The 21,021-nt window shown below is 54.8% G+C and carries 18 protein-coding genes; 9 read left to right on the top strand and 9 right to left on the bottom strand.

The window, feature by feature from the left end; all coding sequences use genetic code 11:
* Positions 1-22: 22 nt before the first annotated feature.
* Genes WH277_RS27480 through WH277_RS27460 form a run of 5 tightly spaced genes read right to left on the bottom strand, consistent with a single transcriptional unit; the run spans position 23 to position 5,305 of the window.
* Positions 23-1,012 carry a Csu type fimbrial protein gene (locus WH277_RS27480; protein ID WP_133843789.1) on the bottom strand — a complete coding sequence of 330 codons (990 nt, stop codon included), beginning with the start codon at positions 1,010-1,012 and terminating at the stop codon, positions 23-25.
* Positions 1,009-3,438: a fimbria/pilus outer membrane usher protein gene (locus WH277_RS27475; RefSeq protein ID WP_339507451.1), complete on the bottom strand. Its 2,430-nt coding sequence runs from the start codon at positions 3,436-3,438 to the stop codon at positions 1,009-1,011. The genes WH277_RS27480 and WH277_RS27475 overlap by 4 nt, the downstream gene beginning before the upstream one ends.
* Positions 3,435-4,160 (bottom strand): fimbrial biogenesis chaperone, encoded by a 726-nt coding sequence (locus WH277_RS27470; RefSeq protein ID WP_133843785.1) that lies wholly within the window; start codon positions 4,158-4,160, stop codon positions 3,435-3,437. The genes WH277_RS27475 and WH277_RS27470 overlap by 4 nt, the downstream gene beginning before the upstream one ends.
* Positions 4,161-4,184: 24 nt before the next feature.
* Positions 4,185-4,676: a Csu type fimbrial protein gene (locus WH277_RS27465; RefSeq protein ID WP_192933190.1), complete on the bottom strand. Its 492-nt coding sequence runs from the start codon at positions 4,674-4,676 to the stop codon at positions 4,185-4,187.
* Positions 4,677-4,732: 56 nt separating this feature from the next.
* A complete protein-coding gene (locus tag WH277_RS27460) occupies positions 4,733-5,305 on the bottom strand; it encodes a spore coat protein U domain-containing protein (RefSeq protein ID WP_133843783.1) in 573 nt (190 codons plus the stop codon).
* A 551-nt stretch (positions 5,306-5,856) separates the two neighbouring features.
* Here WH277_RS27460 and WH277_RS27455 point away from each other — a divergent pair.
* Both WH277_RS27455 and WH277_RS27450 read left to right on the top strand, forming a co-directional pair.
* Positions 5,857-7,992 carry a putative bifunctional diguanylate cyclase/phosphodiesterase gene (locus WH277_RS27455; protein ID WP_227535671.1) on the top strand — a complete coding sequence of 712 codons (2,136 nt, stop codon included), beginning with the start codon at positions 5,857-5,859 and terminating at the stop codon, positions 7,990-7,992.
* Between the two features lie 36 nt (positions 7,993-8,028).
* Positions 8,029-9,438, top strand: a complete 1,410-nt coding sequence (locus WH277_RS27450; RefSeq protein WP_133843779.1) for an aminotransferase-like domain-containing protein — start codon at positions 8,029-8,031, stop codon at positions 9,436-9,438.
* 33 nt (positions 9,439-9,471) lie between these two features.
* Here WH277_RS27450 and WH277_RS27445 read toward each other — a convergent pair whose 3' ends face one another.
* Positions 9,472-9,954, bottom strand: coding sequence for a YlaC family protein (locus WH277_RS27445; RefSeq protein WP_133843777.1), 483 nt, complete (start codon positions 9,952-9,954; stop codon positions 9,472-9,474).
* Positions 9,955-10,143: 189 nt separating this feature from the next.
* On the opposite strand from WH277_RS27445, the gene WH277_RS27440 reads away from it, so the two are divergent.
* Positions 10,144-11,133 (top strand): lysozyme inhibitor LprI family protein, encoded by a 990-nt coding sequence (locus WH277_RS27440; RefSeq protein WP_339507450.1) that lies wholly within the window; start codon positions 10,144-10,146, stop codon positions 11,131-11,133.
* Between the two features lie 19 nt (positions 11,134-11,152).
* Here WH277_RS27440 and WH277_RS27435 read toward each other — a convergent pair whose 3' ends face one another.
* The gene (locus WH277_RS27435) at positions 11,153-11,629 is read right to left on the bottom strand and encodes a hypothetical protein (protein WP_339507449.1); all 477 of its coding nucleotides are present in this window, start codon (positions 11,627-11,629) and stop codon (positions 11,153-11,155) included.
* A complete protein-coding gene (locus WH277_RS27430) occupies positions 11,583-12,512 on the bottom strand; it encodes a transcriptional regulator (RefSeq protein ID WP_133844228.1) in 930 nt (309 codons plus the stop codon). The genes WH277_RS27435 and WH277_RS27430 overlap by 47 nt, the downstream gene beginning before the upstream one ends.
* 395 nt (positions 12,513-12,907) lie before the next feature.
* Between WH277_RS27430 and WH277_RS27425 the strand changes: the two genes are divergently transcribed.
* The 5 genes from WH277_RS27425 to WH277_RS27405 all read left to right on the top strand — a co-directional run bounded on the left by WH277_RS27425 (position 12,908) and on the right by WH277_RS27405 (position 17,601).
* Entirely contained in the window at positions 12,908-13,522 is a 615-nt protein-coding gene (locus WH277_RS27425) for a cupin domain-containing protein (protein WP_227535674.1), read from the top strand.
* Between the two features lie 190 nt (positions 13,523-13,712).
* Positions 13,713-15,149 (top strand): circularly permuted type 2 ATP-grasp protein, encoded by a 1,437-nt coding sequence (locus tag WH277_RS27420; RefSeq protein ID WP_133843773.1) that lies wholly within the window; start codon positions 13,713-13,715, stop codon positions 15,147-15,149.
* On the top strand, positions 15,143-16,072 hold the full coding sequence (locus WH277_RS27415) for an alpha-E domain-containing protein (RefSeq protein ID WP_133843771.1): 930 nt from the start codon (positions 15,143-15,145) through the stop codon (positions 16,070-16,072). Before WH277_RS27420 ends, WH277_RS27415 begins: the two co-directional genes overlap by 7 nt.
* A complete protein-coding gene (locus WH277_RS27410; protein ID WP_133843769.1) occupies positions 16,072-16,872 on the top strand; it encodes a transglutaminase family protein in 801 nt (266 codons plus the stop codon). The genes WH277_RS27415 and WH277_RS27410 overlap by 1 nt, the downstream gene beginning before the upstream one ends.
* A gap of 18 nt (positions 16,873-16,890) precedes the next feature.
* Positions 16,891-17,601 carry a proteasome-type protease gene (locus WH277_RS27405; protein ID WP_339507448.1) on the top strand — a complete coding sequence of 237 codons (711 nt, stop codon included), beginning with the start codon at positions 16,891-16,893 and terminating at the stop codon, positions 17,599-17,601.
* Positions 17,602-17,709: 108 nt separating this feature from the next.
* Here WH277_RS27405 and WH277_RS27400 read toward each other — a convergent pair whose 3' ends face one another.
* Entirely contained in the window at positions 17,710-18,906 is a 1,197-nt protein-coding gene (locus WH277_RS27400; RefSeq protein ID WP_339507447.1) for a serine hydrolase domain-containing protein, read from the bottom strand.
* Between the two features lie 349 nt (positions 18,907-19,255).
* Between WH277_RS27400 and WH277_RS27395 the strand changes: the two genes are divergently transcribed.
* Positions 19,256-20,986 (top strand): lysophospholipid acyltransferase family protein, encoded by a 1,731-nt coding sequence (locus WH277_RS27395; RefSeq protein WP_133843763.1) that lies wholly within the window; start codon positions 19,256-19,258, stop codon positions 20,984-20,986.
* Positions 20,987-21,021: the final 35 nt, after the last annotated feature.

Raw genomic sequence — 21,021 nt, 5'->3', positions numbered from 1 at the left:
CACCGGTTTAAGGGCCTTGACTTCAAAACGATAAATCCACCGTCACCGTATCATTATACGTCCCAGCGACAGGCGTCGCCTGACTGGACAGCACCTGCGCATTGTAGCTAAACGTACGGGTGAGACCATCCGTACTGGCGATGCCGGCAGTGCTCGGTACCCGGTCAGCCGCCACACTGCTTCCCCAGCGGGTGGTACCCGATCCTTTATAAATCTCATACGCCAGCTGACCGCCCGCGGCGCTGGTCATATAGCGCTGCGTACCAACGGCATGCAGGCCATTGCTCATACCAACGCTGTAGGTGCTGCCTTTGGTGCAGATCACGTTGAGAGTCTGACTGATGGGGTTGAACTGGCTGACCAGAGGGGCGCTGCTAAAGTTGACGTTGGGCGCGGTGATCGTCGTGCAGTCTTTGGAAATCGCAATATTCACGACAATAGACTGCGTGCTGCTGCCGGTTTGCTGTGAACCCAGCAAGCAAAGACCCAGCGCACCAATGCCCGTACAGACGTCGTAATTGACCGTGACCGCCAGCGTGACGGTGTAGTTACCCTCCGCGACCACCGCGCCGGGAACGGTACGCAGGTAAAGGGGGATGTTAAAAATCACCTGACCGGTGCCGCCAATATTCAGGCCAAGCAACTGAGAGCGCGACATAGTGTAGGTTGCACCATTGATCGTCAGTTCGCTGGTGGTGCAGGCGGCGTCGTAACAGAGCTGTATCGGGATCAGGTCCGAGCCCTGTTTCATTGCGCCACGATTACCAATGATTGAGCCAGTAGTAGCACCGGTCAACTGGAGCTTAACGGTGTCGCTGCTCAACAGCGCCAGCACCCCGGCACCGCAGTTAACGGTAATATTTTGTGTGACGGTGCTAATGCCCGTATTAACGGTAAACGAGCTGACGGGGCCAAAGCTGGCCGTCACCGTCGGCGTGGTACAGGCTGCCAGCGCAGGCAATGTGCTCACTATCAGCAGGATAGCGCTGCACAGCAATAACAGTTTTCTCATGGTGTATTTCCTGAAGGTAACGGCGGCAGCGCACAAACCAGCGGGCCGTAGGTGGTCAGTGATTTAGGCCGTCCACCGGAGACGGTCAGCTCCGTGTCACAGGTGCGTCCATCCGGGGTTCGTACATGGATGGCGTTGCGTACTGCCAGGTTTTCCATCCAGAGAATACCGTCCCAGCCAACATACTCCGTCTGCTGACCCTGACGAGTGATCTCGCTGGAGAGCGGCAGCGCCTCACCGTTCTGGTCATGCAGGATCACGCTGGCCGCACGCAACGGCTCAATGGGGAAATGCAGCAGATAGCCGCTCTGGCGCTTCACTACGAGCCGCTGCTCGACGCTGCTGCTGGTCATATCGGCCGGAAGATCGAGGGTGTCGATATCGTATTTTGCCGGATAATAGGAGCTGACTCTGGGCACCAGCAGGTAGCCTTTTTTGTCAGTCTTGCCCATCAGCTGGTTTTCAAAACGCACATTGATATCCGGGTAATCCGTTTTCACCAGCACAAAGGCATCCGTCACCTGGTTAGCGGCAAACACGCCGCCGTCCATCAGCACCAGGGAACCGGATAAATCACCATATTGAGTGCTGTAATTGTCATCGCCGTAGAAGCCTGCTGAGGTTTCCACTTTCTGGTTACGCCAGCGCAGGGTGCCCTGGCGGTAGTTGCCCCCATCGCTCTGATTGGCGACCGAGGCATCCCACGCAAAACCGCCATCAGTCGGCATGGAGTGTGACAGGCTGAGACGCTCTGAAGCGCCGCCCTGCTGATTACGCTCTACGCTGATGCTGGCGCTGGTCATATCGCTGAAGGGGATCATCAGGCCAATCGCACCGGACCAGTCGCCTTGCTGCTGGTCGCGACTGGCGGAGACATACAGGCTGGAGTTTCCCCACAGAGTCCGGCTCCACGACAGATTCAGCAATCGGGTTCGTTCGCCGCTGCCGCTGGTGATATCAATCAGTGCTGCACCCAGGCTACCGAACTGATCCAGCGACACGCTGGCATTGTACTGTGCGCTACGGCGGCTGAGCGTGTTGTATTCGATGTTGTCGCTGTAGTTCTCACGGTCGGCATACAGGGCGAGGTTACCAAAACCGGTGGTGCGTTTGGTCTGTTGCATACCCACGCTAAAACGATTGGTGCTGTACTGATAGCCCCAGCTGTACTGCCTGCCGCTCTCTCCCTGCATCTGGCTCTGGCTGACCGCCCCGTTAACCACGCCGTATGCCCCCAGTTTGAGTTGTACACCCGCGCCGCCCAGTGCCAGTGACGGCGCAGCTTCGGCATGGCTTTCCAACGTCAGCCAGTCGATCAGCCCGTAGCGATAAGAACCGCTGGTCGCCGCTGAACCGTAATCAAAATTTTTCACCCCGTAGTTCTGGCGCAGGGCCCCGGCGGAGAAAGAGTAATCAGACAGCCCACTTTTCAACAGGTTACTGGCGACATAAAACGGTAGCGTGGTACTGACCCGCCGCCCCTGAGCATCGGTCGTGACCACCACTGCATTCCCTGCGCCGTTAACAAACGGCATATTCGTCAATGAGTAAGGGCCGGGCTGCACGTCATTACTGCTGGTTTTATAGCCATTGACGAAGAGATCAACAGTAGAGGGGACGGCGGCCTGGCCGGAAAATGAGGGCAGAGGATACGTGACCAAATCCGGACGCAATGATAAATCGCGCGACAGCTGAATACCGCCGAGGCGGACGCTGCTACTCCACGCCAGCGAGTCGCTGATCAGATCACCGACCTGCCAGTCCAGGGCATTTTCTTCATTTTGATTCGACCAGTGGGTGTCATAACGGATATAGCCATTTTCCAGATAGCTGGTCTGGCCGGAGAGCTGCTGCTGGTAAACGCCATTGCTGACAAACTGGCCGTAACCGCCAAACAGGCGCAGCTCATTTGTCGCTGACAGACGTGAACCCCCGCCAGTCGACTGACTGACATACAGGTCATAATTTAACAGCGCACCGCTGCTGCTACGTCCTTCATAACGGGGGCCGTTATGCGTGGTGCCCGTAAAGGTCTGCTCGGGAAGCCATTCGGGCGGTACATTGATCAGGATACGCTGGCGCTGGCGGTCATACTCCGCTTTGACCCGATCCATAGCGGAGACATCCATAATTGATGAGTTGATTTGCGCGCTCGGGATGCCAGCCTGCTGAAGATCGGCGGCACGCAAAAGATAATGCCCATCACGAAACTGCACTGGCACCACCATGCCGCGATCCTCATCATTGACCACCAACCCCAGCATATAGCTTTGTGGCTGATCTGCCTGGCCTCCGGCGCTGGCAGCGGGCGGGGGTGGCAGTGAGGTATAGGTTTCAGCACTGCATGTCACAGAAGACAGGCAGGTCAGCAGGCCGGTCACGATCAGAGTGCGGTGCCGTCCCGGCCCCAGGCAGCGTCTGTTCATCGCCTGGCGGCGGAACTGGTGCTACGCCAGGTCTGATTTTGCTCCAGTTGTGCACTGATTTCGGCACGTTCTGAGGCGGGGCTGCTCAGCGGGAAAGTGTTACTGGCATTGGCCAGTACATAGCCCAGCAGGCTTCCGGCGAGTTTTTTCCCCCCTAGTTCGACATTACTTAAGCGCGCATGAGCGTTACCACGATTAGTGATTTCAAGCGCCTGTTTTCCTTCGCGATTGACCAGCCGCCAGCTGAGGTCAGGGCGGGCGGTCGATGGATCAAGGCCGCTGCCGTAGACAAATAATGGTACGGAATAGCGCATCTGGAGCGTCACTCCGGTCTGGTCTTCACCCGGTGCTTTTGGCGTAGGGATTTCATCCAGAATGACCCGATAAGCGGCTTCCTGACCGGCGGCGGGCGGCGTTTGCTTAATCAGACGCACCAGCTGGCGTTTACCCGGTTCAATGCGCACCATCGGCGGGCTGGCAGCCACCTGTTGCTGGGTCTGATATTGCTCCTGACCATTAACCTGCTGCCAGCCAAATACGCGCACCTGCATTAGCGTGGTGCTGGCACCGCGGTTTTCCAGCCACAGTTCGGTGGCTTTATCGTTCTGACTGATTTTGGGGTCGATCGGCCAGATGAGCACTGAGTTCCCTGCATGGGAATTGAATGCCAGAACGCTCAACAGCAGAGTGAATAGCACGCCTGTGAGATGATGTTTTTTCATTATTGCTCCTTCAATTCCCCGAAATTACCAGCTCAAAGTCACCGTCAAAGTATCGCTGTAGGTCCCGGCACGGTTAACACCGTTCAGTTGTAACTGGCCGTAGATCGGCAGCGTGATATTGTTGGCATTGCTTAGCGTCAGTAACACATTCTGATTCACCGGAATGGCGGTGGTGTGAGCGGCACTGGTGTACAGGCTATACGCCACCAGGTTGGTGTTGCCGGCCACTCTCAAGTTGCGCGTGGTGGTGTAGTTACTCCCGCCGTTGATACTCATATTCAGTGTTGTGCCCGGCGTGCAGGCCAGCGTAATACTGGAATTCTGCACATAGGCGGCATTGGCGGTGACGCTGCCTACCCCGGGTTGAGTGCCAAAGTCGAGCGTACCGAAAACCGTGGGAGCCGTGCTGGTGATCACACAGCCATTGACGATAGAAGCACTGACCCCAAAATCGGCGGTAGGCAATGCGTTACTGCTGCTGCTGTAGGCCAGCAGCAGTAACGTGAACGGACGAATAACGCCCGCATGTCGCCTGAGCAGCTCCCGCACGATGGACTCCCCTGTCGCGGCAATCAGTAATTCACTGCAACGTTAATCGTATCCGTGTAGGTGGCGGCAGGAATGGCGGAGGTATTCCCCCCACCAGCAATACGACCATAAATCGGATAGTTATCTCCGTAAGTCGCATCGGGGGTGCCGACCGGGGCGATATTGGTGTTATTGGCAATTGGCGTGGTGTAGTCAGTATTGGGGTACAGGGAGTAGGCGATACCCACGGTGGCCGTGGTGCCGCTGATCAGATAGCGTGGCTGCGTCGTTTCTGTGCCATACACGGTGGTTGGCTTAGCACTGCTGCTGGTGATTTGCACAGAGTAGGTCGATCCCGTGGAGCAGCGAACAAAAATACCATTACCCACCGTACCGACAACGGCGGCGGTTTTGATATCAAAGGTCGCGGCACCACCAGGGAATTCCAACGTACCCAGGTTACCAATGGCACCCGGAGTGGCGACTTGCCCATTGACCAGGCAGCCCGCTGTCAGTACCAGTCTGGCGGTGATGGTTCCGGTGGTGGTGGCGGCAAAGCCTGAACTGGCTACGCCAAGGCTCAGGCCGCAGCCCAGCAGAAAAAGCTTAGTTTTCATAACTATTCCTTACTAATTAAAGTGATGAACTTGCTTTTCCGCCTGATGAAATATTGTCGTCAGTGTGACTGAACAAACATAAAAAATAATAAAAACCCTTTAGCGGGTAAAATATAACGTAAGGAATAATCTGTTATTTGAATTAACGCGTTAACATTGATTGACTTAACTATAGTTCAGCCTGGCCAGGCTGATAACAGAATCGTAAAAATATTATTTATGTGTTACGCCTGTCATAGATAAGCAGGCTTTACCACCGCGTGGCGACAGGGATTGGAAAATTTTCAAGAATATTCCTATCCTGATCTAGGCGAAGTATCGGGCCAATGCTATGTTCACTGCCGAAGAAGAGGAATATTAATACACTATATAAATTATAGGGATATATCTTATGCCTGTAAAAATCCTCTTCAGGTTCCTTCACTTTCCCCTGTGGCTGCTAAAGCTGGCTGATTTTTCGCCGATAAATAAGCACAAGCCTGGGGTGATTAATAATGACACCGGGTCACTACACACTAAGCCGAAATGGCTACTGCATTCGAGATTGTCATATGCTCATGAGTTCGTACGATCAACTTCTGGTTATCGTCTCTTTTATCGTCGCGTTTCTGGCCTCCTATACTGCGCTGGACATGGCGGGACGAGTTGCCACCTCCAGTGGCAACGTTGCCCGCGTCTGGCTATTCGGTGGCGGTTTTGCCATGGGCGTTGGGATCTGGTCTATGCACTTTATCGGCATGCTGGCGATGAGTCTGCCGATGGTCATGAGCTACGACGCCAGCCTGACGGTGGTCTCCATGGTGATCGCTGTGGCGGCATCCGTCTTTGCGCTGTGGATCGTGTGTTACGGTGAACTGCCGTGGTATCGGCTTTGCGGCGGGGCGGTGATCATGGGCAGCGGAGTCGTGGCGATGCACTACACCGGCATGGCTGCTCTGGCGGTCAATCCCGGTATTATCTGGGACTGGCGCTGGATCTGGGTATCCGTGTTGATTGCACTGGTTGCCTCCGGTGCTGCGCTATGGCTGGCTTTCCGTCTGCGTCAGGGCACCGGCCGCCTGGCACTGATGCGCAGCGGCGCTGCACTGATCATGGGTGTCGCTATTGCCGGGATGCACTATACCGGCATGGCGGCAGCCAGTTTCCCGATGGACAGTCACGCCACGCATCTTGGGGTTAACAGCAACTGGCTGGCGATTCTGGTTGTCGTCGTGACGCTGGCCATCCTCGGTATTACGCTGCTGGTTTCAATGCTGGATGCTCGCCTTCAGGCACGGACGTCGGTGCTGGCATCCTCTCTGGCAGAGGCAAACCGCGAGCTGGCACAGCTGGCGCTGCATGACAACCTGACCCGCCTGCCAAACCGCATCCTGTTAGAAGATCGTCTCGACCAGGCCATCAATAAAGCCTCGCGCGAAGACTCAAAATTTGCCCTGTTGTTTATGGATCTTGATGGTTTCAAAGCCGTCAACGACGCCTTCGGCCACCACATTGGCGACAGCCTGCTGATCGCGGTGACCGAACGCATGAAAGAGAAAGTGCAGGGGCATCACACGCTGGCCCGCCTCGGCGGTGATGAGTTTGTACTGCTGATTGAGATTGACGATCCTAACGATGCTGCCGCCGTGGCGGATGCGCTGGTGAAGGCCGTCGAGCGGCCATTTGATATCTCCCGCTACGAGCTGGTGGTGTCGCTGAGTATTGGTATTGCTGTCTTCCCGGGCGATGGACTCGATGAACGTGAACTGATGTTTAACGCCGATGCCGCCATGTACCACACTAAAAATAACGGTCGTAACGGTTACAGCTTCTTCCAGCCGTCGATGAACACCATCGCACAGAACCAGTTACAGCTGATTAATGACCTGTGGCTGGCGCAGGAAAATAAAGAACTGCGGCTGTTTTATCAGCCTAAATTCTGTGCGCCACGTGGGCCGATTATCGGTTTTGAAGCACTGCTGCGCTGGCAGCATCCGCAACGTGGTCTGCTGACGCCGGATGTCTTCCTGCCGCTGGCAGAAAAAACCGGGCTGATCGTCAGCATCGGTAACTGGGTGATCGGGGAAGCCTGCCGCCAGTTGCGCTGCTGGCATTTGCAGGGCAACAGCCAGTGGTCGGTCGCCGTCAACCTGTCTGCATTGCAGTTTGAGCAGGCCGGGCTGGTGGAAACCGTAGTGAAGGCGCTGGAAACGCACCACATCCCGCCGGAACTGCTGACGCTGGAAGTGACGGAAACCACTGCGATGCGCGACCCGGATGAAAGCATTCGCATTCTGACCGAACTAACGGAACTGGGGGTGAAAGCCTCTATCGATGATTTTGGCACCGGATATTCCAGCCTGCTGTATCTGAAGCGTCTGCCGGCCAGCGAGTTGAAAATCGACCGTGCATTTGTGAATGAGCTTCAGGCACAAACGGAAGATGCCACCATCGTCACCGCGATTGTGGCGCTGGCGCAAACGCTCAATCTGAAAGTGGTCGCGGAAGGGGTGGAAACGGCCGAACAACAGGCATTTCTGACAGGGCTGGGCTGCAATACCTTACAGGGTTATCTGCTGGGTCGTCCTGTGCCACCGGAGAACGTCCCGGGCCTGAAGCAGTATGTTGACGGCGATGATGGCGTTGAGACGCGCGAGGAAGATGTCCCAAAGTTGGCGGCGGTCATACCGCTCTCTGACGTGGTATAATAGTTTTCTCTTTTGTTAAAATGGCCTGTAACAGTCGTGGCAAAATATGAACAGCTGGTGGCACAAATCCAGCAGCAGATCGAGACGGAGATATGGCTGCCGGGGGAAAAACTTCCCTCGTTGCGTCAACAGGTTGAGCTGAGCGGCATGAGCCTGATGACCGTAATGCACGCTTATCAGGTGCTGGAAAGCCAGGGCTGGATCCAGTCGCGGCCGCAGTCAGGTTATTATGTTGCGCCGCGCGCCGAATTTCTCAGTCAGCCTCTTAGCCATCAGAAAGTGCAGCTGGCTGAATCTGTCGATATCAATGCCTTTATTTTCGATGTATTACAGGCCTGCCGTGACCCGCAGATGGTTCCATTTGGTTCCGCGTTTCCTGACCCGGAACTCTTCCCTCAGCGTCAGCTGATGCGTGCGTTGACCACCGTTTCTCACAGTATGAAAGCCATCGATGCCCTGCATAATCTGCCACCGGGTAATGAAGCGCTGCGCAAAACACTGGCGCAGCGTTACGCCTTACAGGGCATTCAGGTCTCCCCGGATGAGATTGTGATCACCAATGGCGCAATGGAGGCCCTTAACCTCAGTTTGCAGGTGCTGACAGAACCGGGTGACTGGGTGGCGATAGAAAACCCCTCGTTTTACGGTGCGTTGCAGGCGATTGAACGTCTGAAGCTGAAAAGCGTGGCCATCGCCAGCGATCCACAAACCGGTATCGATCTCGATGAGCTGAGCCGTTCGCTGGCCCGCTGGCCGATCAAAGCGCTGTGGATGATGACTAACCAGCAGAACCCGGTCGGCTGCACGCTCAGCAAAGAGAAAAAGCAGCAACTGGTCGCGTTACTGGCCCGGCACGGCGTGGCGCTGATTGAGGATGATGTTTACAGCGAACTCTATTTCGGCCACGAAAAACCCCTGCCGGCCAAAGCATTCGACCGCGAGCATAACGTGCTGCACTGCTCCTCATTTTCTAAAAATCTGGTAGCAGGATTTCGAGTCGGCTGGGTGGCTGCGGGAAAACATGCGCAGCGCATTCAGCGTTTGCAGTTGATGAGTACCTTGTCGACCAGCGCACCGATGCAGCAGGCACTGGCCACTTACCTCGGCACGCGCAGCTATGATCGCCATCTGCGGCGTTTACGGCAGACACTCGAACAGCGTAAAAATCTGGCGCGTCAGGCTCTCAAACGTTCTCTGCCTGCCGGGGCGCAAATCAATGATTCACGCGGTGGCTACTTCCTGTGGGTGGAACTGCCCAAACAGGTCAATACGACTGAGCTTTATTACCGTGCACTGCACAACAATATCAGCATTGCCCCCGGAAAAATGTTCTCCTCCAGCGAGCAGTACGCCAACTATTTTCGTTTTAACACCGCGTGGTGGGATGAGTCGCAGGAAGTGGCGGTCGCCACATTAGGACGATTAATCGCAGAATTACTGCCGTAAGGGTCAGGCATGCCTGACCCGCATCGGGTTATTTTATACCGCTGAAGCGCTTTTCTGTCCCCAGGTCAGGTGGAAGACATCATAAAAATCGACTTCACCTTTTAACGACAGCAGCTTAGTAATGCCCTGCTTAACCTTGTCCGGCACATTGTCACTACTGAGGATGTCGCTAATCGCCCGTTCAGACAGGGTGCGCACATAATACCATTCGCCGTTGTAGCAAACGCGCAGATCAAGGGTATCGATATCCTCAAAGCGGTATTTCGGGTTCACGTCCATGAGCATCAGGCCGCTCATCAGCATGATAAAAATAGTCGCCCCCCAGAACGCGGGCCAGCCCAGAAAGTCCGTGGTAAAGATTAGGGCAACAGTCAGAATGTAGCACCCGTACATGGATGCCCAAAGCCCCGGATGGGTCTTCAAAAACTGAAAACTGAAGCGCGGTTTATTATCGCGTTGCTCTTCGCGATTCAATGTATCGATCTCGCGCAGCAATATTTTTTTAACTTCTTCCATTAGTGACCTCTGCAAAACAGTTCGGGCAGAGTGAAAGTAAACCATGTTTGCACCTATAATAGCAGACACAGTTTATCGCTATTCAACTATAACAGTTGCTCACAGGGATGGGCCAGCTGTCACCTGCCGTGGCAATGTATAAAGTTCAGGCCATTCCCGATGGCCTGCTGATAAGGGAATAAAAAACAGATGGATTTAATCAAAGCCCCTGCTGTCATTGGCTTTACTCTCCTGCTCCTTACCTCCACGGCGAAGGCCATCGACTGTGGGCGCGCCTCCAGCGTGGTAGAAAATACCGTCTGTGATAAGCCGGAATTGATGTGGCTGGATAGGGTGTTTGTTAATGCATTCAGTGAACTGCAAATGCGCGAGCCACAGCATGTGAATCAGATAGCGAAGGAGATGGCCCGGGAGCGTAATACCTGCGTTAGCGACAGCTGCCTGCGCAGTGCCTATCTCGGTGGCCTGAGCCAGCTGTATGATGCGGATCGCCAGGTGGACTGGCAGGGCGTCTGGTGGAATGTCAGTGCACCTCACGGCAATGGTGGAAAAATTCGTATCAGCCAGCTGGCAGGCGATGAGTTCAATATGGATGCATCTGTCTGGGGAGGGGTGTACCGGTCGAGTTTCAGCGGTAAAGTGACGCTGTCCGACGGGGTAGGGTTTACCGATAAAATTGTCTGGGGTGGCGGGTGTTCAATTGTTCTGATCCCGCGCCCGGATAACCGCCTTGAAGTCAGCAGCGATTCGCATGGACGCTGCGATATGCTGTTACCCGGCAAGACGTCAATTGACGGGGTGTACGTTAAAGCGGATAACGATCCGCGTCTGCCGGCCACGCTGTTAACCCTCGGTATTTTACCGAATAAAGCCCTGGACGATCGCTTTCGTCAGCTGACAGGCAGTGACTATGCGCAATATGTTGCGACGGCAACCAGTTTTGTCTACAGCCAGGACCTTGACCAGTTTGGTGCGACGGTACTCACCCTGTGGGTAAAAGGCATGGCGAACCGACAGTCAGCCATCATCATGTACACGCCGGAAGGGAAAATCTGGGCGCTACGGGTCAGCCCTGACACCGATAACGGCGTGGAAGTGGATTATGTGACCACCGAGAAGGATAAAGAGACCATGCCCAAAACGCTTCAGTCATGGCGCACCCTGTTTACCGACCGCTAAGGAAACCGGCCCATTGGTACTATCGGTAACGTACCATTTGGCCAGAAGGGGTGATCATCAGGCGTTCTTTACCCAGCCGCAAGGTGTCAAAATGCACGCTGTTGTTTTCCGCATAGCCAAAAATATTTTTAATCATCCGCGTCTGACCATCATCTGCATAATAAATTTTATGGAAAGTAAACATCACACCTTTGGCATTTTGAGTTTTTTCTTCCAGGCTGATTTTGGCCATAAAACGATTATCGTTTGGGCTGGTCAGGGTCATCATCACGGTGTTCCCTTTGCCGTCGAAGCGGGTATCATAAATTTCACGCTGGCGCGCCAGCAGGTCGTAATACCCCAGCTGTAAATTTACTTTAACGAAATCCTCCGTGAACAGGCCCTTATCCCCTGGCAAATTTTTGATCACTGCCACCCCAAGGGGGACCAGCAAAGTCACGATCAGTAAGCTAATTGACGCAGTTGGCCATTTCATTAATTTTTCGTTCGCCTTCACGGTAGATTAGAGCGCTCAGTTGAGCACCATCCGTACGCCAGTTGATAATGTTCATCGCCAGCTGTTTACGATCGCACTGATTCGATAACGTCATGGTGTAGTTCAGCGTCGTGCCGGAGGTGTAATAGAAAATTTCCATATTCACTTTCTGATTTTTCAAATTTTGATTCAGCGTAAATAGCACCGGTCCCAAAAGCTTATTTAAATCATAGGACGCGGACGTGTTGTCCCATCCCCGGCGCAATTCCATTAGCTGAATATGGCTGTACGGGACGGAGTTTTTTTTCACCAACTCGCTACTGTTTACCGGAAAAAGCGCTCGCCCGGCCCACGCCAGCACGCACAGTAACAGTAACGCCTGAAAGAAAATAAGCCAAAGCCAGAATACGCGACGTAAGCGTGGTTTCGGCTCCGCGTTAATCGTTGTTTCCGTTTCGGCCAGCCCGGGTAATATCGCAGGTTCTACCTGGTGCATATCCTGCGGGGGTATCCTCTCCTCTTGTACCGATGTCTGCTGCGAGGCATCGGTCAGGCTATCCGCTTCTTCTTTGTCATAGCAAATACGTTGGCAAAATTCTGCCTCAAGGATATAGCCCTTTTTAGGGATCGTTTTAATAATACGCTGCTGCTTGCCGTCATCCTCCAGCGCCACGCGCAGCGCATGAATCGCATTCGGTAAACTGTTAATACCAATAACCCGCCGTTCCCAAACCAGCGTAGTGAGCTCATCACGACTTAATGTTTTTCCAGCATTTTCAGCCAGTACTAGCAACAGTTTGAATTGATATTCGCCCAGGCGCCGTTCTTCACCACTGAGTTGATGGAGTAACGTACCGGACGAAAAATCGACGTACCAGTGGTGAATAATATAATCCGCTGTCATAGCTTGCCATTGTTCAGAAAAATCAGTGAATATGCTGGTGAATACTTCTGGCGATAATCGGTAATTATAATCTAATTTCCATAACAATTGCTGTAGTCGTAACGCATTAAAAAATTCAATGAAAAGGCGTCCTGTTATTTAAATTGAGGCCACCCGGTAATGGGAAATAAATGTTACATACAGTAATAGTAACAATGTGTTATCGAGTGATCGTAAAGTCAAATCTCAGGGTGAAGGGGATGAGAGGTGGGTAACAACCAATGAATTTGGCTTAAGTTCAGTTAAATTAATAAGTTATGTGATCTGCGGCGTGGGGAAAAGATTGCAAGCTGGCAGAATAGTGCCACAATTAATTTAACAATCACTCAACAAGGCAATTTGACCAGGAGCCTGATATGGTGACCCATTCTCGCAGTGTAATGTTAATGATGTCGTTTGCTGCCGGGACCTTTGCTGCAGGTGCCTCCTCAAACCCGCGCCATCTGATGCTGGCGCAGCCCTCACAGGGCATCCCCAACAACCCGCTGCCGCTGATCATCTATCCACAGGTGGTGCCGGACGAGCCGGAAGAAGGGGCAGAAGAGATATCGCCAGACGATTTGGCGCTGTGGTTCCGCGCTGAATTTGCCCGCCACGGTTGGCCGGTCAGCTGGCACGCGCCGATTTATCCCTACACCCATTATCACCCGAATACCCATGAATTGCTGGGGATCACCTGCGGCTGGGCCGAGATCCTGTTTGGTGGCGAAAGTGGGCGCATGGTCACCGTTTATGCGGGTGACGTAATACTGATACCGGCGGGTGTCGGACATCAGCAAATTGCCGCCAGTGATGATTTCATGGCCGTTGGTGCCTACCCTCCGGGCGTGACGCCCAAAACCCTGCGCGACGAGCAGGCATTGATGGAACAGTCTATGCTTGAAATAAAACGCGTCGCGATGCCCGAAACCGACCCCGTTACCGGTGGGGAAGGCGCACTGACTGAGGTCTGGCACCCGCTGACTCGTTAAGAATCTCTCTCATCGTTTGACCGGAATGCACCATATTGGTGCATTCTCATTCTACGCTTCGCTTTCCCTGACCCGATTTGTCACCAGGCTGTTGTTCGTTCCTCGTTCTGTGCGGGGCAGGCCGCTCATTCCGACTCTGGCACACTTTGTGCAACTCTTATTCAGGTTCACAGACAGCGGTAGGGAAATCATGAATCAAAGCTATGAAATAGCGTCACACTTTTATGATGAGATGTTGCTGAACGATGGACGCTATCGCGGGCACTATCGGGAATACTGGCAGTGGCTACAGCAGGCTGACCAGCAGGCGATTGCGCGCAAACGTGAAGAGGCGGAACTGTTGTTTCACCGCCTGGGGATTACTTTTAATGTGTATGGTGATGACGGCGGTGCCGAGCGTCTGATCCCGTTCGACAGCGTACCGCGGATTATTCCTGCCAGCGAGTGGGCAATGCTGGATAAAGGCATCCGCCAGCGCGTTCAGGCGCTGAATGCTTTTCTGCATGACATCTACCATGACCAGCGCATCCTTAAAGCCGGGATCATTCCCGCTGAACAGGTACTGGTTAACGATCAATATCAACCCTGCATGCAGGGCCTGAATCTGCACCGTAACCTCTACGCGCACATTATTGGCGTGGATATGGTGCGCAACAGCGATGGCGAATACTACGTGCTGGAGGACAATCTGCGTACCCCGTCCGGCGTCTCCTACATGCTGGAAAACCGCAGAATGATGATGCGCCTTTACCCGGAGCTGTTTGCCGATCAGCGCATTGCCCCTGTCGAACGTTATCCGTCTCTGCTGCTACAAACCCTGCGCGAAAGCTCGCCGATCAACGATCCGGTGGTAGTGGTACTGACACCGGGCCGCTTTAACAGTGCCTACTTTGAACACAGCTTCCTTGCCCAGCAAATGGGCGTGGAGCTGGTGGAAAGTGCTGACCTGTTTGTCAAAGATGGCGCGGTGCTGATGCGCACCACGGCCGGGCCGTGCAAGATCGATGTGATCTACCGCCGGGTGGACGATGCCTTCCTTGATCCTCTGGCGTTCCGGCCGGATTCGATGCTCGGTGTGCCGGGCCTGCTGTCGGTGTATCGTGCGGGCAACGTGGTGCTGGCTAACGCCATCGGCACCGGCGTGGCCGATGATAAGTCGATCTACCCGTATGTACCGGAAATGATTCGCTTCTATCTGGGGGAAGAGCCGCTCCTCAACAACGTACCGACCTGGCAGTGTCGCCGCCCTGATGAGCTCTCCTGGGTACTGGCTAACCTCGAAAAGCTGGTCGTGAAGGAGGTTCACGGTGCGGGGGGATACGGCATGTTGATTGGCCCGGTGGCCAGTAAACAGCAGTTGGCCGATTTCCGCGCGCTGTTACTCGCCAAACCACAGAACTACATTGCACAGAACACGCTGGCACTCTCCACCTGTCCGACTTTTGTCGATCAGGGGCTGGCCCCGCGTCATATCGACCTGCGTCCCTTTGCCCTGAGTGGGGCGGATATCCGGCTGGTGCCCGGTGGCCTGACGCGCGTAGCGCTGACCGAAGGTTCGCTGGTGGTGAACTCATCGCAGGGCGGTGGGACGAAAGATACCTGGGTTCTGGAGGATGACGCATGCTGAGTCGCACGGCCAGTGGCCTGTACTGGATGGCGCGCTATTTAGAGCGCGCAGAAAATATTGCACGCGTGCTCGACGTCACAAACCGTCTTTCTCTGATGCCGGTGCGCGGCAGCCACAATAATGAGCTGCGCGTGCCGCTCAATCTGACCAACACGGATGAACTTTACTGGTCGGTCAGCGATCGGCTGAGTATGTCACAGCTGTTCAGCTTTTTTGCCTTTGATGAGCGTAACCCCGGCAGCATTTTCAATTGCTGGCAGGCGGCCTGGAACAACGCCCATGCGGTTCGCGGCAGCCTCTCTTCTGAAGTCTGGGAGAGTATTAACTCCAGCTGGATTGAACTGAGAAAAATGCGGCGTCACGGCGTCAGCAGCGACGGTGCGGATGCCTTCTTCGACTGGGTTAAAGAGCGCTCACATCTGTTTCGTGGTGCGATGTTCGGCACCCTGATGCGTGGCGATGCCATGAGCTTTATTCGTCTGGGAACGTTGCTGGAACGTGCCGACTGCACGGCACGCCTGCTCGATGTTTATCAGTATCTGACCGATGACGATGATGACACCGTGCGCGAATACTACCGGCTGGATACGCTGCTACGTTCAGTGTCCGCGCGCGAAGCCTATCACACCATCTACAAGCAGCAACTGGCGGCGGACGGCGTCAACGAGATGTTGATCCTGCGTGAAGAGAGCCCGCGATCGTTACGATCCTGTCTTGATGAAATCGCAAGGCAACTCGATCAAATCGGCAGCAGCGGTGAAGACAGGCCGCGTTACTTATTGACGATACTGCATGCGCAGCTGCGTTTCAGCAGTTGGGAATCCCTGATGGATGACGGGCTGCATGCCTGGTTGCAACGTTTTCTGGGTGAACTGGCATTGATTGCTGACAGCATCCATCACACTTATCTGGAGGCGAAATAATGAAGCTGACCATCGCGCATAAAACCTGTTTCAGCTATCAAAGCCTGGTGCGTCAAAGCACGCAGTACCTGCGTCTGACGCCACAGGACTCGGTGCATCAGCATATTATTTCGTGGGATCTGCTGCTGCCGGAAGAGGCGATCTGCACCACCGACACCTGGGGTAATGTGCTGCATGTGCTGACGCTCGACCGTCCGCATCAGGAAATCGAGATTGAAGCTCGTGGCGTGGTGGAGATCCTCGACGACGAAGATAGCGCCCCGGACCCGGACTGCATGCTCTCGCCGCTGGTGTTTTTACGCATCACTCCGCTGACGCAGCCTGACGCGGCGATCAACGATTTTGCCCGCCGCTATTACCGTGAAGAGGCTCCGCTGGACAGTCTGGAGCGCCTGATGGGCGAGTTGCTGTTGAAAATGCCTTACCAGCCCGGCAGTACGCTGGTGACGGATACCGCCGCGAAAGTGTTTGCCGCCGGCAGCGGGGTTTGTCAGGATCACAGCCACGTCTTTCTCGCCTGTTGTCGCAGCCTGCATATTCCCGCCCGTTATGTGAGCGGCTATCTGTATACTGACAACGTGGAACATGTAGCCACGCATGCCTGGGTGGAAGCCTGGGTGGGCGGCAGTTGGCACAGTTTCGATATTACCAATAATACCCGCAGCACCCGCCAGCATCTGAAACTGGCGGTGGGGGTGGATTATCTGGATGCCTGCCCGGTGCGTGGAATGCGCCTTGGCGGTGGCAGTGAAGATATGCAGGCAGTGGCTGCGGTACAACTGGTGTTTTCGCAGCAGTAATCTTTTATCGGACTCACTATGACCTATTGTGTAGCTATGCGTTTATCGTCAGGGATGATTTTCGTTTCCGATTCCCGAACCAATGCGGGCGTGGATCATATTTACTCGTTCCGTAAGCTTCATGTTTTTCAGCAAGATGGCGAACGGACCCTGGTGCTGCAAAGCGCCGGTAATCTGGCCACCACCCAGAGTGCGCTGAGCCTGCTGCGGCGTGGCTGCGAAGATGGCAAAAATCCTAGCCTGATGAACGCCACGAACATGTACGATGTGGCGCTGCTGGTAGGGGAAACGTTACGTTCGGTGATCAAGCGCGACGGCGAGGAGTTTGGCGGCACGTTGATGCTGGGCGGGCAGATCAAAGGCGAAGAGCCACGGCTGTTCCAGATCTACCCGCAGGGCAACTTTATCGAAGCCAGTACCGATACGCCGTATTTCCAGATTGGGGAAAGCAAATACGGTAAGCCGATTATTGACCGCGTGCTGCGTTTTGATACACCGCTGGATCAGGCGATGCAGTGCGCACTGATTTCGATGGACTCCACGCTGGCGAGTAATATTTCGGTGGGGTTACCGCTGGATGTGATGGTCTATCCAACGGACAGTTACAGCAGTATGCAGCAGTATCATATTACTGAAAAACATCCCTATTTCTCGCAGATCCGCCAGTTATGGAGCAGTGGTTTATTGAGTGTGTTCTCGCAGTTGCCACCGCTGGAGCTCGACGAATAACCCCGGGCGAGGCATGCCTCGCCCCTACGCAGCGCCACCCGCGCAGGACGGAAAAAACGGTCGGCCTGTACGCCGGTCATCGTAGGGGGTGGGCATGCCCGCCCCGCATTACCGGCATCCACCCGGCGTATCCTGGTTTTCTGCCATGCGCAACAGCATGCGGTGGCCGATGGTGTTGTCCCAGTTAAAGCTGTTTTGCAGCACCACAATCGCCGTTTTATGCTTCAGATCCATTCCGATATAACTGGCATAGCCGCCAATAAAACCGGACTGGTAGAGAATGCTCTGCCCATTGAGATTGTTGCTCAGCCACGCCAGTGCGGAGGAGTCGTTTTGCGCCTCTTTAAAGCGGATGGTGGTGGCATCAATAAAGGCTTTATCCAGGGTCGGATCGCCGCTGCCGTACAGATGGGCACTCAGATAGGTCAGCAAATCGTTGCCGCTTGACCACAACGATGCGGCACCCACCATATAACCGTTAAAATTCCAGTCCGGCACCGCCTCTCCGCGCTTCACAAACTTCGGCTGATCCCCGGCATGGCCGCGTGCACGCAGCAAATAGCCCGGCAATCGCTGCGGCTGAAAACCGGTATGACGCAGGCCGAGTGGCGCAATAATCCGCTGCCCGGCGATCTGCTGTGGCGTCTGGCCCGATCGCTGTGTGATGGCGTAATCAAGAATGGCGTACCCCAGATTGGAATACATCACCTGCTGATGACGCGGGCGGCTGAAATCCTGCAAATAGTTCAGGAACTCGCCGTCATCAAGATCATCGTAGAAAGGCTCACCGTAAAACAGATACGCCGTCAGCTTGCGAAGCATATGCAGACTGGGCATCTGGCGTGGTAGCCCGGCAGTATGCGTTGCAAGCTGTTGCAGCGGGATAGCGCGTGCATCTTCACTCAGGGGAACATCTTTGCCGATGAGCTGGCCGAGCGTCTCATCCCAGCGCAGCTTCCCGTCAGCGACCAGCAGCGCCGCACTTTCGGCGGTGAACCCTTTGGTGACAGAGCCGACGGCAAACAGTGTATCGCCGTTGATGGGAATACGTTTATCGGTATCGGTATAGCCGTAGCTGAATATATGGCGCTGACGGTCTGCACCCAGCACGGCCACCACCATGCCTGGTGTGCGCTGCTGGTCAATCTGCGGCTGCGCCAGGTGATCAATCTGCGCGTTGAGCGGCAGATGACAGCTGGCCTGCAAGCTGGCTGTCGCGGACGTATCAATACTGTTACTGGACAGCGAGCCACAGCCCGCTAACAGCAGGCAGAGCAGAGGAAGCAGCGTTTTCAGGTTCATCATGAGGAGTCAGTCATGCTGATAATTTTTACTGCCACACGTGGATTATGCTGCCAGGAGGGAAAGGCACGCAATAAGGTGCGAATAATTTCCGAAAGCACGCGCTGTAACGATGCGGTAAATAAAAAAATATCAATAAATTTAATAAGTTATAGTTGGACGCATTTTAACCTGAACGCCTGAAGAACAGCAAGAAAAGCCGTTAATTCCCGCAATATTCAGTGCAATCTGAATTCTTCTCCTCTTCAGGGCGGCGACACAAATTCATCGGGTATTTCACCTGTCATTTACCTGACATGAAAATGTCATCCGGGCTGGTTAGTGTGCCGATAAAACACCTGGAGGCTAACCCGTGTTTACAGTTGAAAGCGTATTAGACGATCTCAGTCCCGGACATGACACCCCCTCCTGGCAGAAAAGCGTGCTGCGCCGCCTGCTCCATGAAAAAGAGTTCCAGCAGTTCAACCAGCGCAACCGCCACCTGAAAGGGCTGGATATGGTGGAGCAGGTGCTGGAGTACCTGGATGTCAGCTGTGAACTCAGCGAACGCGACCTGGAGCAGATCCCCAGCACAGGACCGGTGGTGATTGTTGCCAACCATCCGCTGGGAACGCTGGATGGTTTGGCGCTGCTGCATGCCGTCTCTCAGGTGCGGCGCGATGTGAAAATTGTCACCAACCGTCTGCTGAACTGCCTGTCTTCGCTGAGCAGCCTGATGGTGCTGGTGGACAACATGGGCAACCGCACCAGCCGCCAGCAGGTGGGGCAGATGCAGGAGCAGCTGGAAAACCAGGGCGTGCTGATCTTCTTCCCGGCGGGGGAAGTCTCCCGCTTTGGCAGCAAGGGTGTGAAAGATGGCAAATGGAGCCACGGTTTCCTGCGCCTGGCCGCCCGTTTCCGTGCGCCGGTGGTGCCGATCCACGTCAGCGGCCGCAACAGCGCGCTGTTCTATCTCACCTCAAAAATCTATCAGCCGTTGTCGATGCTGTTACTGGTGCGTGAAATGTTCGGCAATCGTGGCGTGCGGCTGAAATTGAAAATCGGTAAGCGCATCCCTTACGCCAGCTGGCATGATGGACACACCCCGGCGAAAGAGCTGGCGGCGCGTTTTCGCCGTCATCTCTACCGTATCGGGCTGGGTAAATCCGAGTTGTTCCAGACGGAAGCTGCCATTGCGCGCGCAGAAGATCGCGCGGTGCTGAAGCGGGCACTGGCCGGATGCGAAGTGCTGGGGCAACTGCCCGACGGTAAGATGATTTACCTCTATCGCCGTCAGGGCGAAGACTATGTCCCGATCCTGCGTGAGCTGGGAAGGCTGCGTGAAATCGCCTTCCGCGCGGTGGGTGAGGGCAGCGGGACGCGACGCGATCTTGATGATTACGACGACGACTATTATCACCTGATTTTATGGGATGAAGAGGCGCTGGATATCGTTGGCGCTTACCGCTTTATTCCCACCGCTGAACAGTTCGAACGAAAAGGTTTTGAAGGGATCTACAGCCACAGCCTGTTCCATTACGACCACCAGATGAGCCCGGTGCTGATGCAGGGCATTGAACTGGGGCGCAGTTTTATTCAGCCTGCCTATTGGGGCAAACGTGGCCTCGATTATCTGTGGATGGGCATTGGCGCGTATCTGGCGAAATATCCGCAGTACCGCTATCTGTTTGGCCCGGTTTCCATCTCGGGAGGTCTGCCGCTGGCGGCGCGCGATCTGCTGGTGGCATTCTATCGTCTGTACTTTGCCCCGGACCTGCCGCTGGCCACCTCACGCCGTCCGTATCCGGCCTCGCTGCCTGATGTGCTGGCCCAGTTCAGCGGTGATAACTACAGTGACGATCTCAAACGTCTGAAGCGGCTATTAAGCAACCTGGGTACGGGGATCCCACCGCTGTACAAGCAGTATTCCGAGCTGTGCGAAACCGGCGGGGTACAGTTTATCGACTTCGGCAGTGACCCGGACTTCAACCACTGTATAGACGGGCTGGTGCTGGTGGATCTGACGAAGTTGAAAGAGAGTCGCTTCCAGCGTTATATTGCGGTGCATCATACGCCACCGATGGCAGAACCTCTGGCCGACTGATCGCTGCGGGCCTCGGCACGCGCCATCCCTGGCGC

Source organism: Erwinia sp. MYb416, from assembly GCF_037479575.1.
Lineage (GTDB): Bacteria > Pseudomonadota > Gammaproteobacteria > Enterobacterales > Enterobacteriaceae > Erwinia > Erwinia rhapontici.
The sequence above is the reverse complement of the archived record's forward strand: the minus strand, read 5'-3'. Positions and strand labels throughout refer to the sequence as shown.

What these genes read in the sequence shown, in the direction of transcription:
- WH277_RS27440 (WP_339507450.1), top strand. Translation starts at nt 10,144, where the DNA reads ATGGATTTAATCAAAGCCCCTGCTGTCATTGGCTTTACTCTCCTGCTC.
- WH277_RS27460 (WP_133843783.1), bottom strand. Translation starts at nt 5,305, where the DNA reads ATGAAAACTAAGCTTTTTCTGCTGGGCTGCGGCCTGAGCCTTGGCGTA.
- WH277_RS27400 (WP_339507447.1), bottom strand. Translation starts at nt 18,906, where the DNA reads ATGATGAACCTGAAAACGCTGCTTCCTCTGCTCTGCCTGCTGTTAGCG.
- WH277_RS27475 (WP_339507451.1), bottom strand. Translation starts at nt 3,438, where the DNA reads ATGAACAGACGCTGCCTGGGGCCGGGACGGCACCGCACTCTGATCGTG.
- WH277_RS27405 (WP_339507448.1), top strand. Translation starts at nt 16,891, where the DNA reads ATGACCTATTGTGTAGCTATGCGTTTATCGTCAGGGATGATTTTCGTT.
- WH277_RS27480 (WP_133843789.1), bottom strand. Translation starts at nt 1,012, where the DNA reads ATGAGAAAACTGTTATTGCTGTGCAGCGCTATCCTGCTGATAGTGAGC.
- WH277_RS27455 (WP_227535671.1), top strand. Translation starts at nt 5,857, where the DNA reads ATGCTCATGAGTTCGTACGATCAACTTCTGGTTATCGTCTCTTTTATC.
- WH277_RS27420 (WP_133843773.1), top strand. Translation starts at nt 13,713, where the DNA reads ATGAATCAAAGCTATGAAATAGCGTCACACTTTTATGATGAGATGTTG.
- WH277_RS27445 (WP_133843777.1), bottom strand. Translation starts at nt 9,954, where the DNA reads ATGGAAGAAGTTAAAAAAATATTGCTGCGCGAGATCGATACATTGAAT.
- WH277_RS27430 (WP_133844228.1), bottom strand. Translation starts at nt 12,512, where the DNA reads ATGACAGCGGATTATATTATTCACCACTGGTACGTCGATTTTTCGTCC.
- WH277_RS27410 (WP_133843769.1), top strand. Translation starts at nt 16,072, where the DNA reads ATGAAGCTGACCATCGCGCATAAAACCTGTTTCAGCTATCAAAGCCTG.
- WH277_RS27425 (WP_227535674.1), top strand. Translation starts at nt 12,908, where the DNA reads ATGGTGACCCATTCTCGCAGTGTAATGTTAATGATGTCGTTTGCTGCC.
- WH277_RS27415 (WP_133843771.1), top strand. Translation starts at nt 15,143, where the DNA reads ATGCTGAGTCGCACGGCCAGTGGCCTGTACTGGATGGCGCGCTATTTA.
- WH277_RS27470 (WP_133843785.1), bottom strand. Translation starts at nt 4,160, where the DNA reads ATGAAAAAACATCATCTCACAGGCGTGCTATTCACTCTGCTGTTGAGC.